This is a genomic window from Stenotrophomonas sp. 115C5 (assembly GCF_056861055.1).
In genome coordinates this window covers 10,001-31,131 of record NZ_JBSPUQ010000002.1, presented here as the reverse complement: position 1 = coordinate 31,131, position 21,131 = coordinate 10,001, and the positions used below count along the sequence as shown (strand labels likewise).

The 21,131-nt window shown below is 66.7% G+C and carries 14 protein-coding genes and 2 rRNA genes (1 of these 16 cut by a window edge); 6 read left to right on the top strand and 10 right to left on the bottom strand.

The features are described from left to right. Positions 1-76: 76 nt before the first annotated feature. From AC13FN_RS03570 to glyQ, 4 genes are all read right to left on the bottom strand, one after another. Entirely contained in the window at positions 77-3,937 is a 3,861-nt protein-coding gene (locus AC13FN_RS03570) for a translocation/assembly module TamB domain-containing protein (protein ID WP_482984523.1), read from the bottom strand. After that, positions 3,934-5,730 (bottom strand): BamA/TamA family outer membrane protein, encoded by a 1,797-nt coding sequence (locus AC13FN_RS03565; protein ID WP_100051537.1) that lies wholly within the window; start codon positions 5,728-5,730, stop codon positions 3,934-3,936. The genes AC13FN_RS03570 and AC13FN_RS03565 overlap by 4 nt, the downstream gene beginning before the upstream one ends. A gap of 196 nt (positions 5,731-5,926) precedes the next feature. After that, positions 5,927-8,101 carry a glycine--tRNA ligase subunit beta gene (gene glyS / locus AC13FN_RS03560; protein WP_049436046.1) on the bottom strand — a complete coding sequence of 725 codons (2,175 nt, stop codon included), beginning with the start codon at positions 8,099-8,101 and terminating at the stop codon, positions 5,927-5,929. Positions 8,102-8,178: 77 nt separating this feature from the next. Further along, complete coding sequence (gene glyQ, locus AC13FN_RS03555; RefSeq protein WP_019337946.1) at positions 8,179-9,090, bottom strand: glycine--tRNA ligase subunit alpha; 912 nt, start codon at positions 9,088-9,090, stop codon at positions 8,179-8,181. Positions 9,091-9,173: 83 nt separating this feature from the next. Between glyQ and AC13FN_RS03550 the strand changes: the two genes are divergently transcribed. From AC13FN_RS03550 to AC13FN_RS03540, 3 genes are read left to right on the top strand one after another with little or no spacing between them, the layout of a single operon-like run. Next, positions 9,174-11,009, top strand: a complete 1,836-nt coding sequence (locus tag AC13FN_RS03550) for a GspE/PulE family protein (RefSeq protein ID WP_197645998.1) — start codon at positions 9,174-9,176, stop codon at positions 11,007-11,009. Next, positions 10,981-11,727, top strand: coding sequence for a glutamine amidotransferase (locus tag AC13FN_RS03545; protein ID WP_049436050.1), 747 nt, complete (start codon positions 10,981-10,983; stop codon positions 11,725-11,727). Before AC13FN_RS03550 ends, AC13FN_RS03545 begins: the two co-directional genes overlap by 29 nt. A gap of 50 nt (positions 11,728-11,777) precedes the next feature. Then, on the top strand, positions 11,778-12,689 hold the full coding sequence (locus AC13FN_RS03540) for a BPSS1780 family membrane protein (protein ID WP_010482409.1): 912 nt from the start codon (positions 11,778-11,780) through the stop codon (positions 12,687-12,689). Between the two features lie 77 nt (positions 12,690-12,766). On the opposite strand, the gene tatC is transcribed toward AC13FN_RS03540, so the two are convergent. The 4 genes from tatC to AC13FN_RS03520 form a co-directional block, all read right to left on the bottom strand. Then, positions 12,767-13,516, bottom strand: coding sequence for a twin-arginine translocase subunit TatC (tatC, locus tag AC13FN_RS03535; RefSeq protein ID WP_126928201.1), 750 nt, complete (start codon positions 13,514-13,516; stop codon positions 12,767-12,769). Further along, positions 13,513-13,974, bottom strand: coding sequence for a Sec-independent protein translocase protein TatB (tatB, locus tag AC13FN_RS03530; RefSeq protein ID WP_049436055.1), 462 nt, complete (start codon positions 13,972-13,974; stop codon positions 13,513-13,515). Before tatB ends, tatC begins: the two co-directional genes overlap by 4 nt. Positions 13,975-13,989: 15 nt before the next feature. After that, on the bottom strand, positions 13,990-14,217 hold the full coding sequence (gene tatA, locus AC13FN_RS03525) for a Sec-independent protein translocase subunit TatA (RefSeq protein WP_005420453.1): 228 nt from the start codon (positions 14,215-14,217) through the stop codon (positions 13,990-13,992). 75 nt (positions 14,218-14,292) lie between these two features. Next, positions 14,293-15,186, bottom strand: coding sequence for a lipid-binding SYLF domain-containing protein (locus tag AC13FN_RS03520; RefSeq protein ID WP_010482416.1), 894 nt, complete (start codon positions 15,184-15,186; stop codon positions 14,293-14,295). Between the two features lie 165 nt (positions 15,187-15,351). Here AC13FN_RS03520 and hemH point away from each other — a divergent pair, with 165 nt between their 5' ends. The 3 genes from hemH to AC13FN_RS03505 all read left to right on the top strand — a co-directional run bounded on the left by hemH (position 15,352) and on the right by AC13FN_RS03505 (position 19,561). After that, positions 15,352-16,314, top strand: a complete 963-nt coding sequence (gene hemH, locus AC13FN_RS03515; RefSeq protein ID WP_482984601.1) for a ferrochelatase — start codon at positions 15,352-15,354, stop codon at positions 16,312-16,314. Further along, entirely contained in the window at positions 16,311-17,165 is an 855-nt protein-coding gene (locus AC13FN_RS03510; RefSeq protein WP_049436057.1) for an alpha/beta fold hydrolase, read from the top strand. Before hemH ends, AC13FN_RS03510 begins: the two co-directional genes overlap by 4 nt. Positions 17,166-17,455: 290 nt before the next feature. Continuing rightward, positions 17,456-19,561, top strand: a complete 2,106-nt coding sequence (locus AC13FN_RS03505) for a methyl-accepting chemotaxis protein (protein WP_281056244.1) — start codon at positions 17,456-17,458, stop codon at positions 19,559-19,561. A 407-nt stretch (positions 19,562-19,968) separates the two neighbouring features. Here AC13FN_RS03505 and rrf read toward each other — a convergent pair. Then, positions 19,969-20,083 (bottom strand): 5S ribosomal RNA (gene rrf / locus AC13FN_RS03500). Positions 20,084-20,210: 127 nt separating this feature from the next. Then, positions 20,211-21,131: ribosomal RNA gene (locus tag AC13FN_RS03495) — 23S ribosomal RNA — on the bottom strand; it runs 1,958 nt beyond the window's last position.

The following is a 21,131-nucleotide window of genomic DNA, read 5'->3' as shown; positions in this document are numbered from 1 at the left end:
TCGGCTGCTCTTCCGTCAGTCCGCGCTGCGCGCGTGAGCCGAGCATGGCTCGGCTCTACAGAAATCCCGCGTGGCTCTACTTCTCCCGCCGCCAGTTGATCGACCCACGGTTTTCCACCGTGCTCGATTCCACTTCCACGTCGAACCCGCGACGCAGCAGGTACTTCAGCGTGATCACCGAACCGGCACCGACCAGCGACACGCCGTAGCCGACGTACAGCTTGGGCGAGATGTACTTGCCGACACCGATCACCGAGCCGCCCAGCGCGCGCGACTGGCTCACACCGGCGTCGTCCAGGCCCAGCTTGGCGCCCAGCTGCGAAGCCAGCAGGCCGCTGCCGGCCGAGAGCGCCGCGGAAGCCGCGTTGACCTGCTGGGTCTGGTCGCTGCTGGCACCGGTCAGGCTGCGGCCCAGCACCAGGTAGGCCAGTGCTTCGGACTGCGACATCGCCGGATCGGACCACACGTCCGCACGCGGTTGCTGCGCACGCCCGGTCACGTCGATGCCGGCGGTGACATCACCGATCCGGCGCTCGGCACGGATGTTGATGCGCGGGTCGGACACCGCGTTGTAGTTCCAGGTGAGGTTGCCACGGGTGATGGTCAGGTCCTGACCGTACGCCTTGTAGCGGCCACTGACTTCCAGCCCGCCATTGGCGGTCATTTCGCGGCCAGGCTTGGCCCAGACCTGCATCTTGCCGGTCAGCGCACCCTTCAGGCCGAAGCCGGTCATCTTCACCTTGTCGCCAAGGCTGACGGTCAGGTCCATGTCCAGCGGCGAGGTGCGCGACTCCTCCGGGTCGGCCGGGTCCAGCACCACCACGTCTTCGGACACCGAGGTGCCACGGTCCAGGCGTTCGAGATCGATGTCGGCCTCGGGCACGTGCACGGTGCCACGCAGCTCCATCGCCGCCTTGGCCAGGGTGAAGTCGAGGTTGGGATTGGCGACGATGCGCAGCTCGCTGGTGTTGGACAGCAGCACGTTTTCGCCGTGGATCTTCAACTGCAGCGGCTGTGCATCGCCAAACCAGGACAGGCCACCATCCACGTACAGCGTGCCCTGACCAGAGTTGGCCTGCGCGGTGATCTTGGCCGAACCGTCGGGCTGCGCCACGAAGCTGCCCTTGCCCTGGTCGAAGGTCAGGCCCAACGCGGGGAATTCACCCTTGAAGTTGCTCAGCTGCGCGTCGCCACCCAGCGACGGCTGGCCACGCGTACCACGCAGGCTGACGTGGCCCTCGATCAGGCCGGTCGGTCGCACGATGTCCGGCGAGAACAGCTCCAGCCAGTACAGCCGCGACATGTTGAGATAGAGCTCGCCGTTCAACGGCGCGCTGGCTTCCCATCCGGTCTGCATCTTCGCATCGACGAAGCCGTTGCCCTGGAAGCCCATGCCCAGGTAGCCCTTGATGCTGGCCGGGGTCATGTCCAGCTTCAGCGAGAACTGGTCATAGCGCACCAGCTCGCCACGGGTGGTATCGCCCACGGTGTTGCGGTTCTCGCCCAGGCGCACGCCGCCTTCCTTCGAGCGTACTTCGACGTGGCCTTCCCAGGCCGTGCCGCGCGGGCGGATCTGCGCGTCCAGGCTGACATCGCCACGCAGGTAGATGCGACGGCCGGACTGCGGTGGCAACCACGGCTGCACCAGCGCCAGCGGCAGCGCGTCACTGCGCACCACCAGGCCCTCGCGCGGCCAGTTGGCCTGTGCGCACAGTGTGCCGCTGCTGGTCGCGCCCAGGCAGGCCTCGCCCAAGGTGTAGGTGCTGCCGTTGATCGCGAACGCCGCCGGTGCACGCAGCGACCAGGCATCGCCCTTCACCGGTGCGATGCGCAGCGCGGCCAGCTCGCCACGCCACTGCGCGCCCTGCTGGCGGACGCTGCCCTGCAGCTCGATCGCGCCCATCTCGTTGCGGGTCTGCGCCGCCAGGCGCAGGTTGGAGACACTGCCCTGCGCATCCACGTTCAAGCGTTCCAGCAGCATGCCGACATTGACCTGCTGGCCCTGGATCGCCAGCGTGCCGCTGTCGCCGCGCCAAGGCAGATGGCCCTTGATGCTCACGCTCTCGGCACCGTAGCCGTCCCAGTTGAGGTTGTTGCCGACCAGATCGGCGGTGATGTCCGGCGCATCGCGCTGGCCCTTCACCTGTACCTGGCCACGCAGGCCGCCGTCGGCGCCCGGCAGCAGATCGCTCAGCTGCAGTGGCTCGAAGCGTGCATCGATGTCGAGGCGATCACCGACCTTGCCCGACGCGGTCACCCGGCTGCTGCCCAGCGACAGCTTCAGGTCACCCTGGCCCTGCGCGCCCTGCAGCGCGAACTTGCCCTGCGCGTCGAGGTTGCGCTGGCGCAGCACGCCCTTCAACGACGGCAGATCGACCGTGGCTTCCAGCGTGCCGGCGGTACCCGGCGGTGCGTTTGCCGGCGGCGGCAGCTGGCGGCCCTTGGAGGCCAGGTTGCCGGACAGGCGGCCATTCCAGCCCGGCACGAAATAGCCGGGGTCGAAATCCTTCAGCGTGGCCTTGGCATCCCAGTCCAGCTGCGGTGCCCACGCCACCTGGCCTTCCACCTGCAGCTGGCCACCCGGGGTCTGTGCCTGCAGTTGATGGATCGACGCGGCCTGATCGTTGCCGCGCACATCGAAGTGCAGCTGCGCCTTCTGCGCATCGCGCTCGACCTCGGCGCGGCCGATCGCGGCCCAGGCCTTCAGGGTTCCGGCCAGGCCGAAGCGTGCTTCCTTCAAGGTGACCGGCACCGGTGCGCTGCCGGCGGTGTTCGGGTCCGCCGCTGGCACGTAGGTCAGATCATGGGCGACCACCGAGAAGTTGAGCTTCTGCTGGTCTTCCTGGCTGAAATCGGCGGTACCTTCCAGTCGCACCTCACCGCCAAGCCCCTTCACCAGCAGTGGTGAAACCTTCAGCACCTGGTCCTGCAGCGACACCACCGACGGTGCCAGCTCCAGTTCCTGATCGCCCTGCTTCACCTTGCCATGCAGGTTGGCGTTGCCGCCCTTGCCGGCCGCGGTGAAATCCAGTGCCAGCGGTGCGATCGCCGAGCTGGCCAGTGCCGGCGACAGCAGCGCCAGATCCAGCTCGTCGCTGCGGATGCTGGCGCTCCAGCTCGGATCGGTGCGGCCATCGAACACCAGCATCGCGTGCAGCGGCTTCGGCGCGCGCCCGGCTACGGCCACTTCCATGTGCGACAGGTCGCCACGGGCGACCAGGCCGACGGTGGCGGCCGTGCGGCCACGCGGCGCCGGCAGCACGGCAGTGACGGTCACGTCGGTGTCGTAGTCCTTGGCCGGGATATAGCGGCCCTGGGCAGTGAAGTTGCCCATGTCGCTGTCCACCACCAGTTTGTGCGCCTGGAACTCGCCGTTGGCGATCTCGATGCCGCCACGCACGCGGCTGATGTCGATCACCGGCTCGTTGGCCTGGCTGATGCGGAAGTCATCGATGGCGATGGCATCGGCCTGGATCGCCAACGGCATCTCGATCTGCGGCAGCGAATCCGGCCACGACGGCAGCTTGAACGGCTCGTCACTCTTGGCCAGGTTCAGCGTCGCGTTGGTCAGCTCCAGCTTGTCCAGCAGCAGCTTGCGGCCCAGCAGCGGGCGCAGGTCCGGCTCCAGGTGCGCGCGCTCGGCGTGGAAATGGATGTCGTCGTAGCGGAAGTCGACGTTGTACAGGGTCAGCGGGCCGGCCACCGGGCCGTCCACCTTGTCCCAGGTGAAGCTGGCGCCCACCGGCAGCCGCGCCACCACCTGTGCCAGCAGCACGTCACGGCCGGCCACGGTCTGCAGCAGCCAGTAGACCGCCAGCAGGGCCAGCAGCACCAGGCCCAGCACGCCCACACCCGACCAGGCCCAGAAGCGGCGGCGGCGGTAGAAGCGCACGCGCGGCGGCGTGGTCGGGTTCGGAGTGGGTGCGGGCGTACTCACAGGTCCGCTCCGATGTTGAGGTACAGCTGGAACTGCGAATCGGGGTTGTTCAGGCCATGCGCCACGTCGATGCGCACCGGGCCCACCGGCGATTTCCAGCGCACGCCGAAGCCGACGCCGGTGTGCAGATCAATGGTGTTGTCGAAGGCGCTGCCGGTATCGACGAACACCGCCGCACCCCAGGGACCACCATTGAAGTAGTGCTCGTACTCGGCCGAGCCGATCACCAGGTTCTTGGCACCCAGCGCGTATTTGTCCGGTGCAGGGGTCCGCGGGCCCACCTCGCGGTAGGCATAGCCGCGGATGCTGCGGTCACCACCGGCGAAGTAGCGCAGGCTCGGCGGCATCGCCACCAGATCGCTGGTCCAGGTGGTGCCACCCTCGCCGCGCAGGATCAGGCGGTTGCTTTCGCCCACCGGGATGTACCAGCGCAGCACGGCGTTGGCCTGCACGAAGCTGGTGTCCGAGCCGGCACCTTCAACGCCGGCACGCATGGTCGCGGTACCGCTGATGCCCTTGCGCGGGAACAGTTCGTCATCGACGTTGACGTAGTCAGCGACCAGCTGCGGGTAGACCAACGTCGAGGTGTTGTAGACCGCGTCGGTGAATTCGGTGCCGGAGGCATAGCGCCAGCGCTCGCGCAGCGCGTTGATCGAGGCGATCGCGGTCCAGTGTTCGTTGATCTCGCCGCTGCGGCTGGCAATCAGCTTGAAGTTGCGCAGGTCGATGTAGTCGGTCTGCTCGTCATAAGCACTGGCAGCGAAGGTGTACCAGCCATCAAGCCAGTTGAAGGCCGGAATGCGGTAGCTGGTGACCAGGCTCTTGCGCTTCTGCGCATAGTCCAGCTGCGTGTTCATCTTGTGGCCGCGGTTGTTCAGGAACCGCCGCTCGATGCCGCCGCGCACACCCGGACCACTCTCGCTGCCGTAGCTCAGACCCGCGGTATAGATGGTGCGCTTGGCACGGGTCAGCTTCACATCCACCGGCACTTCGCCGTTCGCATCGGCCTGGTCGGGCCGCGGCTGGATGTCGATCACGCTGAAATAATCCAGCTTGGTCAGCGACTCGCGCAGCCGGTCCAGCTTGCCCTCGTGGAAGTAGCTGCCCTGTTCCCAGTACACCAGCGGGTCGAACAGCTTGTCGACGAAGTAGTCCTGCTCGAAACGCACCGGGCCCATGTTGTAGCGCCGGCCGCTGTCCCAGGTCAGGTCGATGTCGGCGGCGTTGTCGGCACGGGTGATCTGCACCTGGCGCTGGGTGTAGTCGGCATCGAAATAACCACGCTCGGCCAGGCGACGGGTGATGGTGATCTTGCTGGCTTCGTACTGCGTGTGCTCGAAACGCTGGCCCTTGCGCGGCTTGAACGCGGCCAGGTCGTCCTGCAGGTACTGGTCGTACATCGCCGGTCCGGTGATGTCGATGTGCTCGCGGCGGACGGTCACCGGGGTGCCCTTGTCGACATGGATCAGCACGCGCACGTGCTCGTCCTCGCGCGGCGCCTCGACCTTGATCACCGGGTTGTAGTACCCGAACGGTTCCAGTGCCTGGCGGGTCTGCCGCTCGGCCTGCGACAGCAGGTACTCCAGGCGCGATTCGCCCTGTTCCTTGCCGATCGTGTCGTACAGCGACAGCGATTCCTGGATGTTCTCGATGATTGCGGCGTCGTCGCCCTTGTCCAATCCCTTGATGTCCACCTTGTCGATGGTGCCGCGCGCGTGGACCACAGAGGTGGCGGCCAGCGACAGGACCATCAGCGGCAGGGCGTATTTCTTTGGCTGCATGCGGCACAGCATACCGACCGAAGGTGACGATGCGAAATGCATCACGTCATTGGGGATCGGTTGTTAAGTGGCGGTCAAAATACGCGCCTTTGTGGCGATCGTCGTGATCGCAGCCGAGGATGCCGGCATCGTGCGCGATGCCGGCAATGACCCCGATGGACATCCACCGGCACTACCGGTGGGTGCCAAGCTTGCTTGGCACCGCATCTCAGCTCGACAGATGCTCGATCGCTGCCACCTTGCCCAGGCGCTCGCCCAGCATCGTCAGCAGCGCCAGGCGGTTGCCACGCAGCGCCGGATCCTCGGCATTGACCATCACGCCATCGAAGAAGGCATCGACCTGCGGGCGCAGGCGCGCCAAGCGCGCCAGCACGGCCACGTAATCCTTCTGGTGCAGGCTGGCGCCGGTGTCATCAATGGCCGCAGTGACCGCTTCAGCCAGTGCGCGCTCGGCGTCTTCCTGCAGCAGCGCCGGGTCGATCTGGGCCGGGATGTCGCCCTCGGCCTTGCGCAGGATGTTGCGGATGCGCTTGTTGGCCGCAGCCAGCGCCTCGGCTTCCGGCAACGCGGCGAAGGTGCCGATCGCATCCAGGCGGCGGTCAAAGTCATACAGCGAGGCGGGCTTCAGCTCGGCCACGGCGTTGAAGTGCGTGGCCGGCACGCCCTTATCAGTGTAGTAGCCCTTCAGGCGGTCGAGGATGAAGTCGTACAGCTCCCGTCCAACGCCTTCTACATCAACGTTCAGAAACTCAACTTTGGCAGATTTCGTATCGATTCCCGATGCATCCAGCCGCTTCATCTTCTGGACCGTGCTTTCAACAGCGCGCGCCTCGCCCTGACGATGGACGGATTCGAGAGCTTCTGCAAGCAGGGCCTTGAGGTCCAGCTCGAAGCCGCTTTCGATGATCGTGCGGGCCAGGCCCAGCGCGTTGCGGCGCAGGGCGAACGGGTCCTTGTTACCGGTCGGCTTCAGGCCTGCGGCGAAACCACCGGCCAGGGTGTCCACGCGTTCAGCAATCGCCAGCACCTTGCCCAGCGGCGACAGCGCGATGTCGTCACCGCCGAAGCGCGGCTGGTAGGCCTCGTCGATGGCCAGCGCCACCTCGGCCGATTCACCGCCGGCCACGGCGTAGTGGCGGCCGGCGATGCCCTGCAGTTCCGGGAATTCGTTGACCATGCGCGACTGCAGGTCGTTCTTGGCCAGCTGCGCGGCGCGCTTGGCCTGCGCGGCGTCGGCACCGACCTGCGGCGCGATCACTTCGGCCAGAGCGGCCACGCGCGCCACCTTGTCGGCCACGCTGCCCAGCTTGGCCTGGTAGGTCACCGTCTTCAGGCCGTCGCCCATCGATACCAGGCCCTGCTTCAGGTCCTCGTCGAAGAAGAACTTGGCATCGGCGAAACGCGGACGGATCACGCGCTCGTAGCCCTTGGCCACTTCGGCCACGTCCTTCGATTCGATGTTGGCGATGCCGATGAACTTCTCGGTCAGCGTGCCGCTGTCATCCAGCACCGGGAAGAACTTCTGGTTGATCTCCATCGTCTCGATCAGCGCTTCCTGCGGCACCGCCAGGAACGCGCGCTCGAAGCTGCACAGCACCGCCGACGGCCACTCGACCAGGTTCACCACCTGCTCCAGGTTGTCGTCGGTGATGCGGGCGCTGCCACCGGCCTTGGCCGCAGCGGCCTCGCCCTCGGCGACGATGCGCGCACGGCGCTCGCTCGGATCGACCAGCACGAACGCAGCGCGCAGGGCTTCAACGTAGTCCTGCGGCTGCGCCAGCGACACGGTCTGGTCGTGGTGGAAGCGGTGGCCACGGCTGACGCGGCCGGCCTGCAGGCCGAACAGTTCGGCCTCGACCACGTTGGCGCCGTGCAGCAGTACCAGCCAGTGCGCCGGGCGCGCGAAGCCCCAGGCGTGGTCGCCCCAGCGCATCGGCTTGGGAATCGGCATTGCCGCGATTGCCTCGCGCAGAATCTCCGGCAGCAGGCTGGCAGTGCTCGCGCCCGGGGTCACAGCGCGGTGCACGAAGCGCTCACCCTTGTTGTCGGTGGTCTTCTCCAGCGCGGTCCAGTCGATCCCGGCCTTGGCGGCGAAGCCCTGCAGGGCCTTGGTCGGCTGGCCTTCGGCGTCCAGCGCGATGTTCAGGTATGGGCCCAGCACTTCGCTGTGCTGCTCCGGCTGTTCCAGGCCGACGCCCGGCAGCAGCACGGCCAGTCGGCGCGGGGTCGACAGCGGGCGTGCATCGCCCAGTTCCAGCGCGACGCCGCGCTTGCGCAGGCCTTCGACAACACCGTCGAAGAACGCCTGGGCCAGGCCCGGCAGCGCCTTGACCGGCAACTCCTCGGTGCCCAGTTCGATCAGCAGGGGGGACAATTGGCTCATCGGTTCGATCCTGTGGTGGGGGCGCAGCGCGCAACGCGTCCGGCGCCCCGGAAGTTGAGAGAGGGAGGGAGCGGCCGTCAGGCCTTCTTCGCGCCCGGGAAGCCCAGCTTCTCGCGCTGCTCGTAGTACGCCTTGGCCACCGCCTGGGCCAGCGCGCGCACGCGCAGGATGTAGCGCTGGCGCTCGGTCACGCTGATCGCACGGCGTGCATCGAGCAGGTTGAAGGTATGGCTGGCCTTCATCACCTGCTCATAGGCCGGCAGCGGCAGGTTCACTTCCACCAGCTTCTGCGCTTCGCGCTCGCAGGCGTCGAAGCGGTGGAACAGTTCTTCCACGTCGGCGTATTCGAAGTTGTAGGTGCTCTGCTCCACCTCGTTCTGGTGGTAGACGTCGCCGTAGGTCACCGGCTGGCCGTCCGGGCCGTAGGTCCAGACCAGGTCGTAGACGTTGTCGCAGTTCTGCAGGTACATGCACAGGCGCTCGAGACCGTAGGTGATCTCGCCCAGCACCGGGCGGCACTCCAGGCCACCGGCCTGCTGGAAGTAGGTGAACTGGGTCACCTCCATGCCGTTGAGCCAGACTTCCCAGCCCAAGCCCCAGGCACCCAGCGTCGGCGATTCCCAGTTGTCCTCGACGAAGCGCAGGTCGTGCACCAGCGGATCGATGCCCAGTGCCTTCAGCGAATCCAGGTACAGCTGCTGGATGTTGTCCGGCGCCGGCTTCATCGCCACCTGGTACTGGTAGTAGCGCTGCAGGCGGTTCGGGTTCTCGCCGTAGCGGCCATCGGTCGGGCGGCGCGACGGCTGCACGTAAGCCGCGTTCCAGCTTTCCGGCCCGATCGCACGCAGGAAGGTGGCCGGGTGGAAGGTACCGGCACCCACCTCCAGGTCGAGCGGCTGGATGAGCACGCAGCCCTGCTGGGCCCAGAACTGGTTCAGGGTCTGGATCAGGCCCTGGAAGGTGATCGGAACGGTCGGGGTCGCGGACATGCGTACGAGTCTTGGCCGGCAAGGGGGTGCGCTAGTATAACGGCCGACCTGCGGGGCATTCCGTACCCGGGAGGAGCAGGCAGATGGAACATCGGCTGCCGGCAGGCACGCCCGGCGAGGCGGGCGGCGTCACGCTGCCCTGGGGGCGGCTGCATTTCGAGCAGATTGCCGCAGCCCTAATTGCCGATGACCTGGTGGCCGAGCAGGACCGCGAGCGCATGCGGTTTTCCGCACAGGGCGCGCGCAACGCCAGCGAAGTGCACCCGCTGGTACTGCTGTCCAACCTCAAGCTGGCCGCCACCGGCGGCGGCGAACTGACCCTGGAACGCCTCACCGAGTGGCTGGCGCAGCGCACCGGCAGCCGCTACCTGCGCATCGATCCAACCCGGGTCGACGTCGCTGCGGTGACCGCGCTGGTGTCGCACGCCTACGCGCGCCGCCACCGTTTCCTGCCGTTGGCGGTGGATGCCGAGCGCGTGCTGGTGGCCACCAGCGAGCCGCTGGTGCAGGAATGGCGCCGCGACCTGCAGCACCTGACCCGCCGCCGCATCGAACTGGCGGTGGTCAATCCGCTGGACCTGCACCGCTACACCATGGAGTTCTACGGGGTGACCCGCTCGGTGCGCGGCGCCCGTGGCGACGTGCGCGGCGAGGCCAACACCACCCTGCCCAGCTTCGAGCAGCTGGTGGAGCTGGGCCGCACCGGCGACGTCAATGCCGACGACCAGCACATCGTGCACATCGTCGACTGGCTGCTGCAGTACGCCTACGAACAGCGCGCCTCGGACATCCACCTGGAGCCACGCCGCGAGATGGGGCGCATGCGCTTCCGCATCGACGGCGTGCTGCACAAGGTGTTCGAGGTACCGCCGGCAGTGATGACCGCCGTGGTCAGCCGCATCAAGGTGCTCGGCCGCATGGACCTGGCCGAGCGCCGGCGCCCGCAGGACGGCCGCATCAAGACCCGCTCGCCGGGCGGCCGCGAGGTCGAGATGCGCCTGTCGACCATGCCCACCGCCTTCGGCGAGAAGTGCGTGATGCGCATCTTCGACCCCGATGCCGCCTTCAAGAGCATCGACCAGCTCGGTTTCAGCCCGCAGGAGGCCGCCGGCTGGAATGCGCTGGTCGAGCGCCCGCACGGCATCGTGCTGGTGACCGGCCCGACCGGCTCGGGCAAGACCACCACCCTGTATTCCACGCTGAAGCGGCTGGCGACGCCGGACGTGAACGTCTGCACAGTAGAGGACCCGATCGAGATGATCGCGCCCGAATTCAACCAGATGCAGGTGCAGACCAACATCGATCTGGACTTCGCCAGCGGCGTGCGCACCCTCCTGCGGCAGGACCCGGACATCATCATGATCGGCGAGATCCGCGACCTGGAAACGGCGCAGATGGCGGTGCAGGCCTCGCTGACCGGCCATCTGGTGCTGTCCACCCTGCATACCAACGACGCGCCCTCGGCGGTCACCCGCCTGCTCGACCTGGGCGTGCCGCACTACCTGCTGGCCAGCACCCTCAACGGCATCCTCGCCCAGCGCCTGGTGCGCACGCTGTGCCCGCACTGCAAGCAGCCGCACAGCCTCGGCGCCGCCGACTGGGCGGTGCTGGCTGATAGCCATGCTGCATATCCAGATGCCGCCACGCCCTGTCGGCCGGTCGGTTGCCTGGAGTGCCGGCGCACCGGATTCCTTGGCCGCATCGGGCTGTATGAGTTGCTGCCATTGGGCTCGCGGCTGCGCGGGCAGATCCGTGCCGACATGGATCTGGCCGGTTTCAGCCGTGCCGCACGCGCTGAAGGGCTGCGAACCCTGCGCCAGGCCGGGCTTGAAAAGGTGGCGCAGGGGCTGACTACAATCGAGGAAGTCCTGTCAGTCCTGCCGCCCCCGGATGAACCCAGCCCCGTTCCTGATCCTTGAAACCGGCCGCCCGGTACCGTCGCTGCGCCGCTACGGGCGCTTTCCGCACTGGATCCGGGTCGCCGCCGGGCTGGAAGAACACGAAACGGTGGTGGTCGATGTCGAACACGGTGGCGCCCTGCCCGACCCACATGCGTTCGCCGGCGTGCTGGTGACCGGCTCGGCCGCCTTCGTCACCGACCACGCCGAATGGAGTGAGCGCAGCGCCGCATGGCTGCGCCAGACCGCCCACGACGACCTGCCGGTGTTCGGCATCTGCTACGGCCACCAGTTGCTGGCGCACGCGCTGGGTGGCGAGGTCGCCTACAACCCGGCTGGCCGTGAGTCCGGCACGATCGAGCTGGAGCTGCAGCCGCAGGCCGCGCAGGACCCGCTGTTCCAGGGCCTGCCGCAGCATTTCGCCGCTCATGCCACCCACCTGCAGACCGTGCTGCGCGCGCCCGACGGCGCCGAAGTGCTGGCAGTTTCACCGCTGGACGGCTGCCATGCCTTCCGCTGGGGCCGCCAGGCCTGGGGCGTGCAGTTCCATCCGGAATTCGCCACCCACCACATGCGCGGCTACGTGCGCGCCCGCGCCGACTGCATCGGTCGCCACGGCGGCTGCGCCCGCAGCATCGAACGTGCGGTCAGCGCCGCGCCGCTGGCGCGCCAGCTGTTGCGCCGCTTCGTCCGCCAGGCGCGGCTGTCTTCAGCCCAGCCGGCGGCAAAACAGGGATAATCGGCGGCACGGGCAGCCGCCCGGCCCCCTCCTGTCCTTCCCGGATGTCCATGAAAGAGATTCGCAAGCTGCCGGCTTCGGCGGGCGCCCAGTGGTTGCTGGATACGTTCTCGCTGTACCGGCGCGCGCCGCTGCAGCTGGCCCGGATCGGCCTGACCTGGCTGCTGGTGAGCTGGGTGGTGACCTTGCTGTCGACGCTGATTCCCGGCGCCGCCGGCATGGCCGTACAGCTGATGACCCTGGCCATCTCGCCGATCATGTTCGGCGGCATGCTGTATGCCGTGGGCGAGATCGACGAAGGCCGCCCGGGCCTGGCCTCGCACCTGCTGCAGCCGATCCGCGACCACCGCGTCAGCCACCTGCTGGTGCCGCTGGCGATCCAGGTGCTGGCGGTACTGCTGCTGGGCGCGCTGCTGTTCCTGATGATCGGTCGCGAGGGCTTCACCGCCTTCAGCGAGGTCATGACCAAGATGGAAGAGATCAGCCGCAGTGGCCAGCAGATCAAGCCGGACGATGCAGCGGCGCTGGTCGCCAACCTGCCGGCCAAGCGCATCGCGCTGTGGATGCTGCTGGTGTTCCTGAGCGCGGTGGCGCTGTCGCTGGCGATGTTCACCCAGCCGGCGCTGGTGGTGTTTGACAAGCAGAGCGGCATGCATGCGCTGCGCCTGAGCCTGCAGGGCTGCATCGAGAACATCGGCGCGATGTTCGTGTTCGCCGCACTCGGCCTGATCGCCGCGTTCTGTATGTACATCCTGTTCGTGATCGTGATCCAGATCGCGATGCTGATCGGTGGCCCGCTGGCCGCGGCCTTCATCGCCCAGCTGGTGCTGACCACGGTGCTGATGCCGCTGTATGTCGGCGCGGTCTACGCCGCGTGGAAGCAGATGTTCGTGCACCGCGGCAGCCGCGCGGCGCCGCCGATTCCGACCACGCCGACCTCGAGCGACGTGTTCCACGCCTGACGAAAAAGGGGACGGAGGGGATTAAGTCGTTAGCCGCACAGTGGCACAAACGACTTAATCCCCTCCGTCCCCTTTTTTCAGGCAGCGGGTTTCTTCACTACCGACGACGGCACCAGCCAGCGTGCGGCGTGGATGCCCAGTTCGTACAGCAGGCACATCGGGATCGCCAGCATCAGCTGCGAGACCACGTCCGGCGGGGTCAGCACCGCCGCCACCACGAAGATGCCGACGATCGCGTAACCGCGGCCTTCCTTGAACTGCTGCGGCGTCACCCAGCCCAGCAGCACCAGGATCACCATCGCCACCGGCAGTTCGAAGCTGCCGCCGAAAGCGAAGAAGATCGCCAGCACGAAGTCCAGGTAGGCGTTCGCATCCGGGGTGATCGCGATCACGTCCGGGCTGAAGGTGGTGAGGAAGTGGAATACCGCCGGCAGCACCAGGAAGTAGGCGAAGGCACAGCCGGCGTAGAACAGCAGCACCGACGACACCAGCAGCGGCACCGCCAGGCGCTTCTCACGCGCATACAGGCCCGGGGCAACGAACGCCCACAGCTGGTACAGCAGCCAAGGCACCGCCACGAACAGGGCCACGAAGAAGGTCAGCTTCAACGGTGCGAAGAAGGCACCGGCCGGGTTGGTGGCAATCATCGTCTGCCCGTTGGGCAGCTGCGAGACCAGCGGTTCGGCCAGTGCGTTGTACAGCTTCTGGGTAAACGGCAGCAGCGCCAGCAGCACCACGCCCAGGCCCAGCAATGCGCGCACCAGGCGGCCGCGCAGTTCCACCAGATGCTCGACCAGCGAGCTTTCGCCGAAATCGTGTTCACTCATGGCTGGCGCTCCGGGCTGCTCTGCGGCGGCGGCGCACCGGCTTCAGGGCGTGTCGCCGGCGTCGGCTCGGGAGCACCGCTCTCCTGTGCCGGCGCATCGGCATCGGGCGCAGCGCTCATATGCGGCGGCAGATCCGCAGGCGCCGGTGCGCGAACCTCCTGCGCCAGCGTATCGCCCTGCTGCTGGGCCTCCTGCGCTTCGCGACGGATCGCTTCACCGCTGGCGCGCAGCTGGTTCTCGGTGTCCTGCATGCCCTGGCGCACGTCCTGCATCTGCCGCTTGATGTCCTCGGCCTGCAGCTCGCGTTCCAGTTCCTGTTTCACCGAATCCCACTGATTGCGGGCGCGACGCACCCACAGGCCGGCGAAGCGGGCCGCCTTGGGCAGGCGCTCGGGACCGAGCACCACCAGGGCGACCACTGCAATCACCAGCAGTTCGCTGAAGCCGATATCGAACACCGCAACCGCTCCGGATCAGCGAGCGTTACGGTCGTGCTCGTCCTGCGCAGTGCGCGAGGCGTCCTGGCTGCGCGACTCATCGCCCAGCTGCGCGTTCGGCTTGTCTTCGTCGCGCATGCCCTTCTTGAATTCCTTGACCGCCGAACCGAGATCCTTGGCGCCGCTGGTCAGGCGCTTGGTGCCGAACACCAGCAGGACGATGGCCAGCACGACCAACCAATGCCAGATGCTGAAACTGCCCATAAAGACGCTCGTTACGTTAGTGATCAGGCTGTCGAGCATAGCGCACCGGGTGTTAGCCGGCGCGCGTGACGAAAGTCAGTTTCCGCCCAGCGTTTCCGTGCGGATTTCGCCGTCGTTGACCGGCTGGAAGCCCTGCTGCTGCGGCGGCGGGTTCTGCGGCACGTTCTGCAGCGGCGCGGTGGTGGCTTCGGCTGGGGCGGCCGGCGCTGCCTGAACAGGCGCCGGAGCAACCGCCGGGGCCGCTGCCGGACGCGGGGCGCTGCCGCCGTTGCCGCTGCGGTTGTTGCGCGCAGCGTAGGTGGCCTCTTCCAGGCGATCGCGGAAAGCGACCACATCCATCGACGGCGAACCGGCGGCGCGGCCTTCGAAGATCATGCGCGGCGTGGTGTTGCTGCCGTATGCATCCAAGTTGGCGGCATCATCGATCTGCAGCACCGCACCATCCAGGGCGACACCGGCGAACAGGCCGCGGGCGCGCGACCAGGACCAGATCTCGGCCTTCAGCTGGCCATCGGTGGCAGCGGCGGCATTGCGGCCGACCGGGCCGGCGGCGACACCGGCATCGGCGCCCAGCGTGAACTTGCCGTTGACCAGGTTGTCCAGGCTGCGGTCGTTGCGGAACACCAGCACCACATCGGAGGACTGCACACCGGCCTGGAAGCCGATGCTGCCGCCAGTGAGCTTCACGAACACCGGATTGGACCAGGCGCCATTGGGCATGCGCACCGACATCAGGCCGTGGCCACGACGACCGCCAATGACCAGACCGGCCTTGATCGTGTCGGGAATGACGATGACCGCGCGGCCTTCGTCGAGCAATTTGTCCGGAATGCCCTGTTCAGGGATTTCCTGGATTTCAGCCAGCACGCGCACGGCATTGCGCGCACGCTGGTCTTCCTGCGGTCCGGCCATGGCCTGGCTGGACAGCAGGCTGGCGGCGATCAGCAGGGCTTGGATCGGGCGACGCATGGCAGGCTCCAGAAGTCAGTCCATAGGAAGATATAGCAAGTGACTGAAATTAGTAGTGTTGTCATGAATCGCCAATGAGCGCTTCCCGCTCACATAGATGCCCGCTATGCCTGCAATCCGAACCCTGCATCCCGGCGCGACACCGGATCGGCGACAATGCACCCCATGCTCGACGCACCCGATACCGCCGTGCTGGCGGTCAACCTAGGCACGCCCGAGACGCCGACGGCCCCCGCCGTACGCCGTTACCTGGCTGAATTCCTGTCCGACCGCCGCGTGGTCGCGATCCCGCCACTGCTGTGGCAGCCGCTGCTGCGCGGACTGATCCTGCCGCTGCGCAGCAGCCGTTCAGCGGCCAAGTACGCCCAGGTCTGGCTACCGGAAGGGTCTCCGCTGATGGTGCATACGCGCCAGCTGGCGCAGGCCATGCAGGCCCTGCTGCCGACCCTGAAGGTTCGCCATGCGATGCGCTATGGCGAACCCGCCCTGGCCAGCGAGCTCGACCGCCTCGCCGCCGAAGGCGCGCGTCGCATCGTAGTGCTGCCGTTGTACCCGCAGTACTCCACCACCACCACCGCCTCGGTCGAAGACCGCGTCGATGCGTGGCAGCGCCGTAACCCGGGCGTAACCGTCAGCCTGGTGCGCGACTACTCGGTCGATCCGGGCTGGGTCGAGGCCGTGGCCGGCTCGATCCGCCGCTACTGGGAACAGCACGGTCGCGGCCAGAAGCTGATGTTCTCCTTCCATGGCATTCCGCAGCGCCTGGCCGATGCAGGCGATCCGTATCCGCAGCGCTGCGAGGCCAGTGCACAGGCCATCGCCAAGGCACTGGAACTGGGCAGGGACGAGTGGCAGATGGGTTACCAGTCGCGGTTTGGCCGCGAGCGCTGGCTGCAGCCCTATGCCGAACCCAGCCTGTGGGCGCTGGCCGAATCCGGCGTGAAGCAGATCGACGTGGTCTGCCCGGGCTTTGCCACCGATTGCCTGGAAACGCTGGAGGAAGTGGCGCTTGGCTTCACCGAGACGCTGGCCGAGCGCGGCGCGACGATGCGCTACATCCCGTGCCTCAACGCCGATCCGGAACACGCTCGCGCCCTGGCGCGGCTGGCCGTGGCCTCGCTGGCATGAGTCTGCAACCGTTTGAACTGGAGGTCGGTGGCGCGCGCGTCGCCGGCCTGCGCAACCACGGCGACGGCCCGCGCGTGCTCGCCCTGCATGGCTGGCTCGACAACGCGGCCAGCTTCGTGCCGCTGGCGTCGCACCTGTCCTCGCTGCAGCTGGTGGCCATCGACCTGCCCGGTCACGGCCACAGCGCGCATCTGCCGGCCGGTGCCAGCTACACCACAGCCGCCGCGATCTGCCACGTGCTCGATGTCGCTGATGCACTGGGCTGGGACCGCTTCAACCTGCTCGGCCATTCGATGGGCGCCGGCATCGCCAGCCTCACCGCCTCGGTCAGTGATCGGGTCGAACGGCTGGTGGCGATCGAAGCACTCGGCGGCCTGCGCGGCCCGGAAGAAGAAACCGCCAACCGCCTGCGCGAGCACGTAAATGCCACGCGTGGGCTGGCACGCAAGCAGTTGCGCGTGTTCCCCGACCTCGCCGCGCCGATCCGCGCGCGGATGATGACCAACCAGCTCAGCGAACGCTGTGCACGGCTGCTGGTCGAGCGCGGCGTGGAGCCGGTCGAAGGCGGCTACCGCTGGTGCAGCGACCCGCGCCTGATGCTGCCCACTGCGATCCGCCTCAGCGAAGGCCAGATCGACAACCTGCTGCAGGCCATTGCCTGCCCGACGCAGGTGATCTATGCCACGCCGGCACAGTCGTACTATCCCGAGCCAATGCGCAGCGATCGCCTGCAGCACCTGCGCGATGGCCGTCTGGCGGTGTTTCCCGGCAACCATCACCTGCACATGGAAGATCCGGAACAGATCGCAGATGTGATCCTGCACTTCTTCAACAACGACAACGGCGGCTGAGCGCAGGCACCGACGCGCTTCACTCTGCGCGTCTGCGGCCGATACATCAGTTGCGGGCCCCTGCGTCCGCAGCACGCAGGTCCGGTCGGGCCTGCGGCGTGTGTCTGGTTCTGCAAGGAAGTCCGCATGCCCGCTCCATTGCACCGCCACCCACAGGATGTGGTCACGGTGTCCCGTCTCCGCGTCGCTGATCGCGTCGCATTCCCCGAATTCCCGGCTCGCGCCCTGGTCACGCACTCCTGCGTGCGCCGCGGCGTGGCCGTTGTCGTTTGCTGATCCAGGAGTCGCCGATGTCCGTTGCATCCTCCCGTCCCCCCGATACCGGCCGCCTGCCGCATCTGCAGCAGCTCGCCCGCCGCGCTGACCGCCACCTGCTGATCGGCAGCGCGGTACTGGCCCTGGCTGGCCTGGTGCTGGCCCTGCGTGGCCCGCAGCTGCAGGCCGCCGCGTTGGCGTCCGTCGCCGTGCTGCCAGCCGCCTGGTTGGGCGGACTGCAGGCGGGCCGGGCCGTAGCCCGCAATGGCCTGGCGTTGCTGTTGTCGCTGCAGCTGGCCGTGGTGTGCGCGATCGTCAGCCTGTCACCGGCATTGCCGATTGCGCTGTTGCTGGGCGTGCTGCTGGGGCACCGCGATCGCCTTCCGGTGTGGCTGGCCGGTGGCGTCGGTACGCTCGCCCTGCTGGCACCGTTGCAGGGTGATGCCGCGCTATGGCCAACGTTGCTGCAGGCCGGCATGTTCGCGGCCCTGACCCTGTTCCTCGGCCAGGTCGCACTGCGCCTTCGGCAGCAGACCGAGGCCCTTGGTCACGGCCCGCGTCGGCTTGCTGCGCTGGCACGCGATATCGCCACCGGTGCCGATCTTGGCGCGCATGCCGATACCGGCGCCTATGCGCCGGGTTCACTGGCCCACGCCCTGGCCGACACTGCGCGCCACGTGCAGGCCCAGCGTGGACGCGAGGCCGCGTCGCATGCCGAGAACGCGCAGATCCGCCAGGCGCTGGATGCCTCGCGCACCGCGATGATGATCGCCGACAACGACCATGTGATCCGCTACGTGAACCGCTCGGTGGTGGCACTGCTGCGCAACCAGCAGGCGACGTTGCGGCAGGCCTTCCCCGATTTCGACGCCGAGCGCCTGGTCGGCAGCAGCATCCATCGTTTCCACGCCAACCCGGACCGCATCCGCGCGATCCTCAACGGTCTGCAGGTCACGCACAACGGCAAGGTGCAGATCGGCCCGGTGCACTTCGCGCAGGTGGTCACCCCGGTGTTCGACGCGCAGGGCGTGCGCCTGGGCTTCGCCGTGGAGTGGCATGACCGCACCCATGAGCTCGCGCTGGAGAACGCCGTGGCCGGCATCGTTGCAGCGGCAGCAGCCGGTGACCTCGACCAGCGCCTGCAGGCCACTGAAGGTGCCAGCTTCCTCGATGGCCTGACCGGTGGCATCAACCAGCTGCTCGATACGCTCGGCAGCACCGTCAACGACGTGCGGCGGATGCTCTCGGCACTGGCCAACGGCGATCTGGACCGGCGCATGCGCGGGGAGTATCACGGCGCGTTCGCTGCCATCCAGCGCGATGCCAATGCCACGGCCGGGCAGTTGGCACGCATGGTCGGTCGCATCCAGGAATGTGCGGCGTCGATCAGTACCGCCGCCAGCGAGATTGCCGCCGGCAACGGCGCATTGTCCGAGCGCAGTGAGCGCCAGGCCGCGCACCTGCAGGAGACTGCAGCATCGATGGAGGAACTCACCGCCACCGTTCGCCAGAACGCCGCCCATGCGCGTGAGGCCAGTGCGTTGGCCGCCTCCACGCAGAGCGCTGCCAGTGACGGCAACACGGCCATGCAGCGGGTGGTCGATACCATGCAAGCCATCGAAGGTGCCTCGAAGCGGATCGGCGACATCACCGGCGTCATCGACGGCATTGCCTTCCAGACCAATATCCTGGCGTTGAACGCAGCGGTGGAGGCAGCACGCGCCGGCGAGCAGGGCCGAGGCTTTGCCGTGGTGGCCAGCGAGGTGCGCGTGCTGGCACAGCGTTCGGCGGCGGCCGCACAGGAGATCAAGAAGCTGATCGACGAAGCGGGCCGGCAGGTGGGCGAAGGTGCCCAGCTGGTGGCCGACGCCGGCCAACGCATGCAGGGCATTGTTGGCGGCGTGGAGGATGTCAGCCACCTGATGCGCGAGATTTCCGCAGCGTCGCAGGAGCAGTCGATCGGTATCGAGCAGATCAACCAGACCGTGGTGCAGATGGATCAGGCCACGCAGCAGAACGCGGCGCTGGTGGAAGAAGCCACCGCTGCCGCACGTGAGCTGCAGTCGCAGGCGGGGACGCTGACTGAGGCGGTCTCGGTGTTCCGCCAGCAGGAAGCACATGAGGAGGCTCTGGTCGCCTGATCCCGTTTTTCAGGTGATCCCGATGAAGACGGCGCCCGCGGGGCGCCGTTTTTTTGCGTGTTGCGCGTGATGGGTCACGCCGGTAGCGGCCCGCCCTGGTTGGCGCCGTGGTTTCTCGCGGAGAGCATCCACGCGCGGCGTGGATCTATTCGGCAAACGATTGCGGCGCGGGCCTGCTGTGGGTAGTTGCCAACCTTGGTTGGCGCCTTGGTTCCTCGCGGAGAGCATCCACGCATGCGTGGATCTACCGCTGATCCCTCTGCCATCGGTAGTCGCCAACCTTGGTTGGCGCCGCCGCTCGCAGCGGTTTCATCAACGCGTCTGCCGGCCAGTGGCCGGCATTACCCGGTATTTCCTGCGCACAAAGAAAAACCCCGCTGCGTGAGCAGCGGGGTTTTGGGTGTAAACCCTGGCGATGACCTACTCTCGCATGGCTTGAGCCACACTACCATCGGCGCAGCTGCGTTTCACTTCCGAGTTCGGGATGGGATCGGGTGGTTCCACAGCGCTAATTTCACCAGGGAGGCGGTTGGAGCGTCGCCATCCGATACAGCCGGATAAGGCGCCTGCCTCTCGTAGTTCTTGTGACGTAGCGTGCACTTGGATGCTCTTACGACGTTGTCGTAAAGCCAAGGCAACTTGAGGTTATATGGTCAAGCCTCTCGGATCATTAGTATCAGTTAGCTCAATACATTGCTGTACTTACACACCTGACCTATCAACCACGTAGTCTACATGGTTCCTTCAGGGGGCTTGTGCCCCGGGAGATCTCATCTTGAGGCGCGCTTCCCGCTTAGATGCTTTCAGCGGTTATCGCTTCCGAACATAGCTACCCGGCAATGCCACTGGCGTGACAACCGGAACACCAGAGGTTCGTCCACTCCGGTCCTCTCGTACTAGGAGCAGCCCCTCTCAAATCTCCAACGCCCATGGCAGATAGGGACCGAACTGTCTCACGACGTTCTGAACCCAGCTCGCGTACCACTTTAAATGGCGAACAGCCATACCCTTGGGACCGACTACAGCCCCAGGATGTGATGAGCCGACATCGAGGTGCCAAACACCGCCGTCGATATGAACTCTTGGGCGGTATCAGCCTGTTATCCCCGGAGTACCTTTTATCCGTTGAGCGATGGCCCTTCCATACAGAACCACCGGATCACTAAGTCCTAGTTTCCTACCTGCTTGATCCGTCGATCTTGCAGTCAAGCACGCTTATGCCTTTGCACACAGTGCGCGATGTCCGACCGCGCTGAGCGTACCTTCGAGCTCCTCCGTTACTCTTTAGGAGGAGACCGCCCCAGTCAAACTACCCACCATACACGGTCCCCGACCCAGATAATGGGCCCAGGTTAGAACGTCAAGCACGACAGGGTGGTATTTCAAGGATGGCTCCGCCACAGCTAGCGCCATGGTTTCATAGCCTCCCACCTATCCTACACAGACGAACTCAACGTTCAGTGTAAAGCTATAGTAAAGGTTCACGGGGTCTTTCCGTCTTGCCACGGGAACGCTGCATCTTCACAGCGATTTCAATTTCACTGAGTCTCGGGTGGAGACAGCGCCGCTG

Bases quoted from the DNA above. Each gene is read 5' to 3' on its own strand.
- AC13FN_RS03565 (WP_100051537.1), bottom strand. From the start codon at position 5,730: ATGCTGTGCCGCATGCAGCCAAAGAAATACGCCCTGCCGCTGATGGTC.
- glyS (WP_049436046.1), bottom strand. From the start codon at position 8,101: ATGAGCCAATTGTCCCCCCTGCTGATCGAACTGGGCACCGAGGAGTTG.
- glyQ (WP_019337946.1), bottom strand. From the start codon at position 9,090: ATGTCCGCGACCCCGACCGTTCCGATCACCTTCCAGGGCCTGATCCAG.
- AC13FN_RS03550 (WP_197645998.1), top strand. From the start codon at position 9,174: ATGGAACATCGGCTGCCGGCAGGCACGCCCGGCGAGGCGGGCGGCGTC.
- AC13FN_RS03545 (WP_049436050.1), top strand. From the start codon at position 10,981: ATGAACCCAGCCCCGTTCCTGATCCTTGAAACCGGCCGCCCGGTACCG.
- AC13FN_RS03540 (WP_010482409.1), top strand. From the start codon at position 11,778: ATGAAAGAGATTCGCAAGCTGCCGGCTTCGGCGGGCGCCCAGTGGTTG.
- tatC (WP_126928201.1), bottom strand. From the start codon at position 13,516: ATGAGTGAACACGATTTCGGCGAAAGCTCGCTGGTCGAGCATCTGGTG.
- tatA (WP_005420453.1), bottom strand. From the start codon at position 14,217: ATGGGCAGTTTCAGCATCTGGCATTGGTTGGTCGTGCTGGCCATCGTC.
- AC13FN_RS03520 (WP_010482416.1), bottom strand. From the start codon at position 15,186: ATGCGTCGCCCGATCCAAGCCCTGCTGATCGCCGCCAGCCTGCTGTCC.
- hemH (WP_482984601.1), top strand. From the start codon at position 15,352: ATGCTCGACGCACCCGATACCGCCGTGCTGGCGGTCAACCTAGGCACG.
- AC13FN_RS03510 (WP_049436057.1), top strand. From the start codon at position 16,311: ATGAGTCTGCAACCGTTTGAACTGGAGGTCGGTGGCGCGCGCGTCGCC.
- AC13FN_RS03505 (WP_281056244.1), top strand. From the start codon at position 17,456: ATGTCCGTTGCATCCTCCCGTCCCCCCGATACCGGCCGCCTGCCGCAT.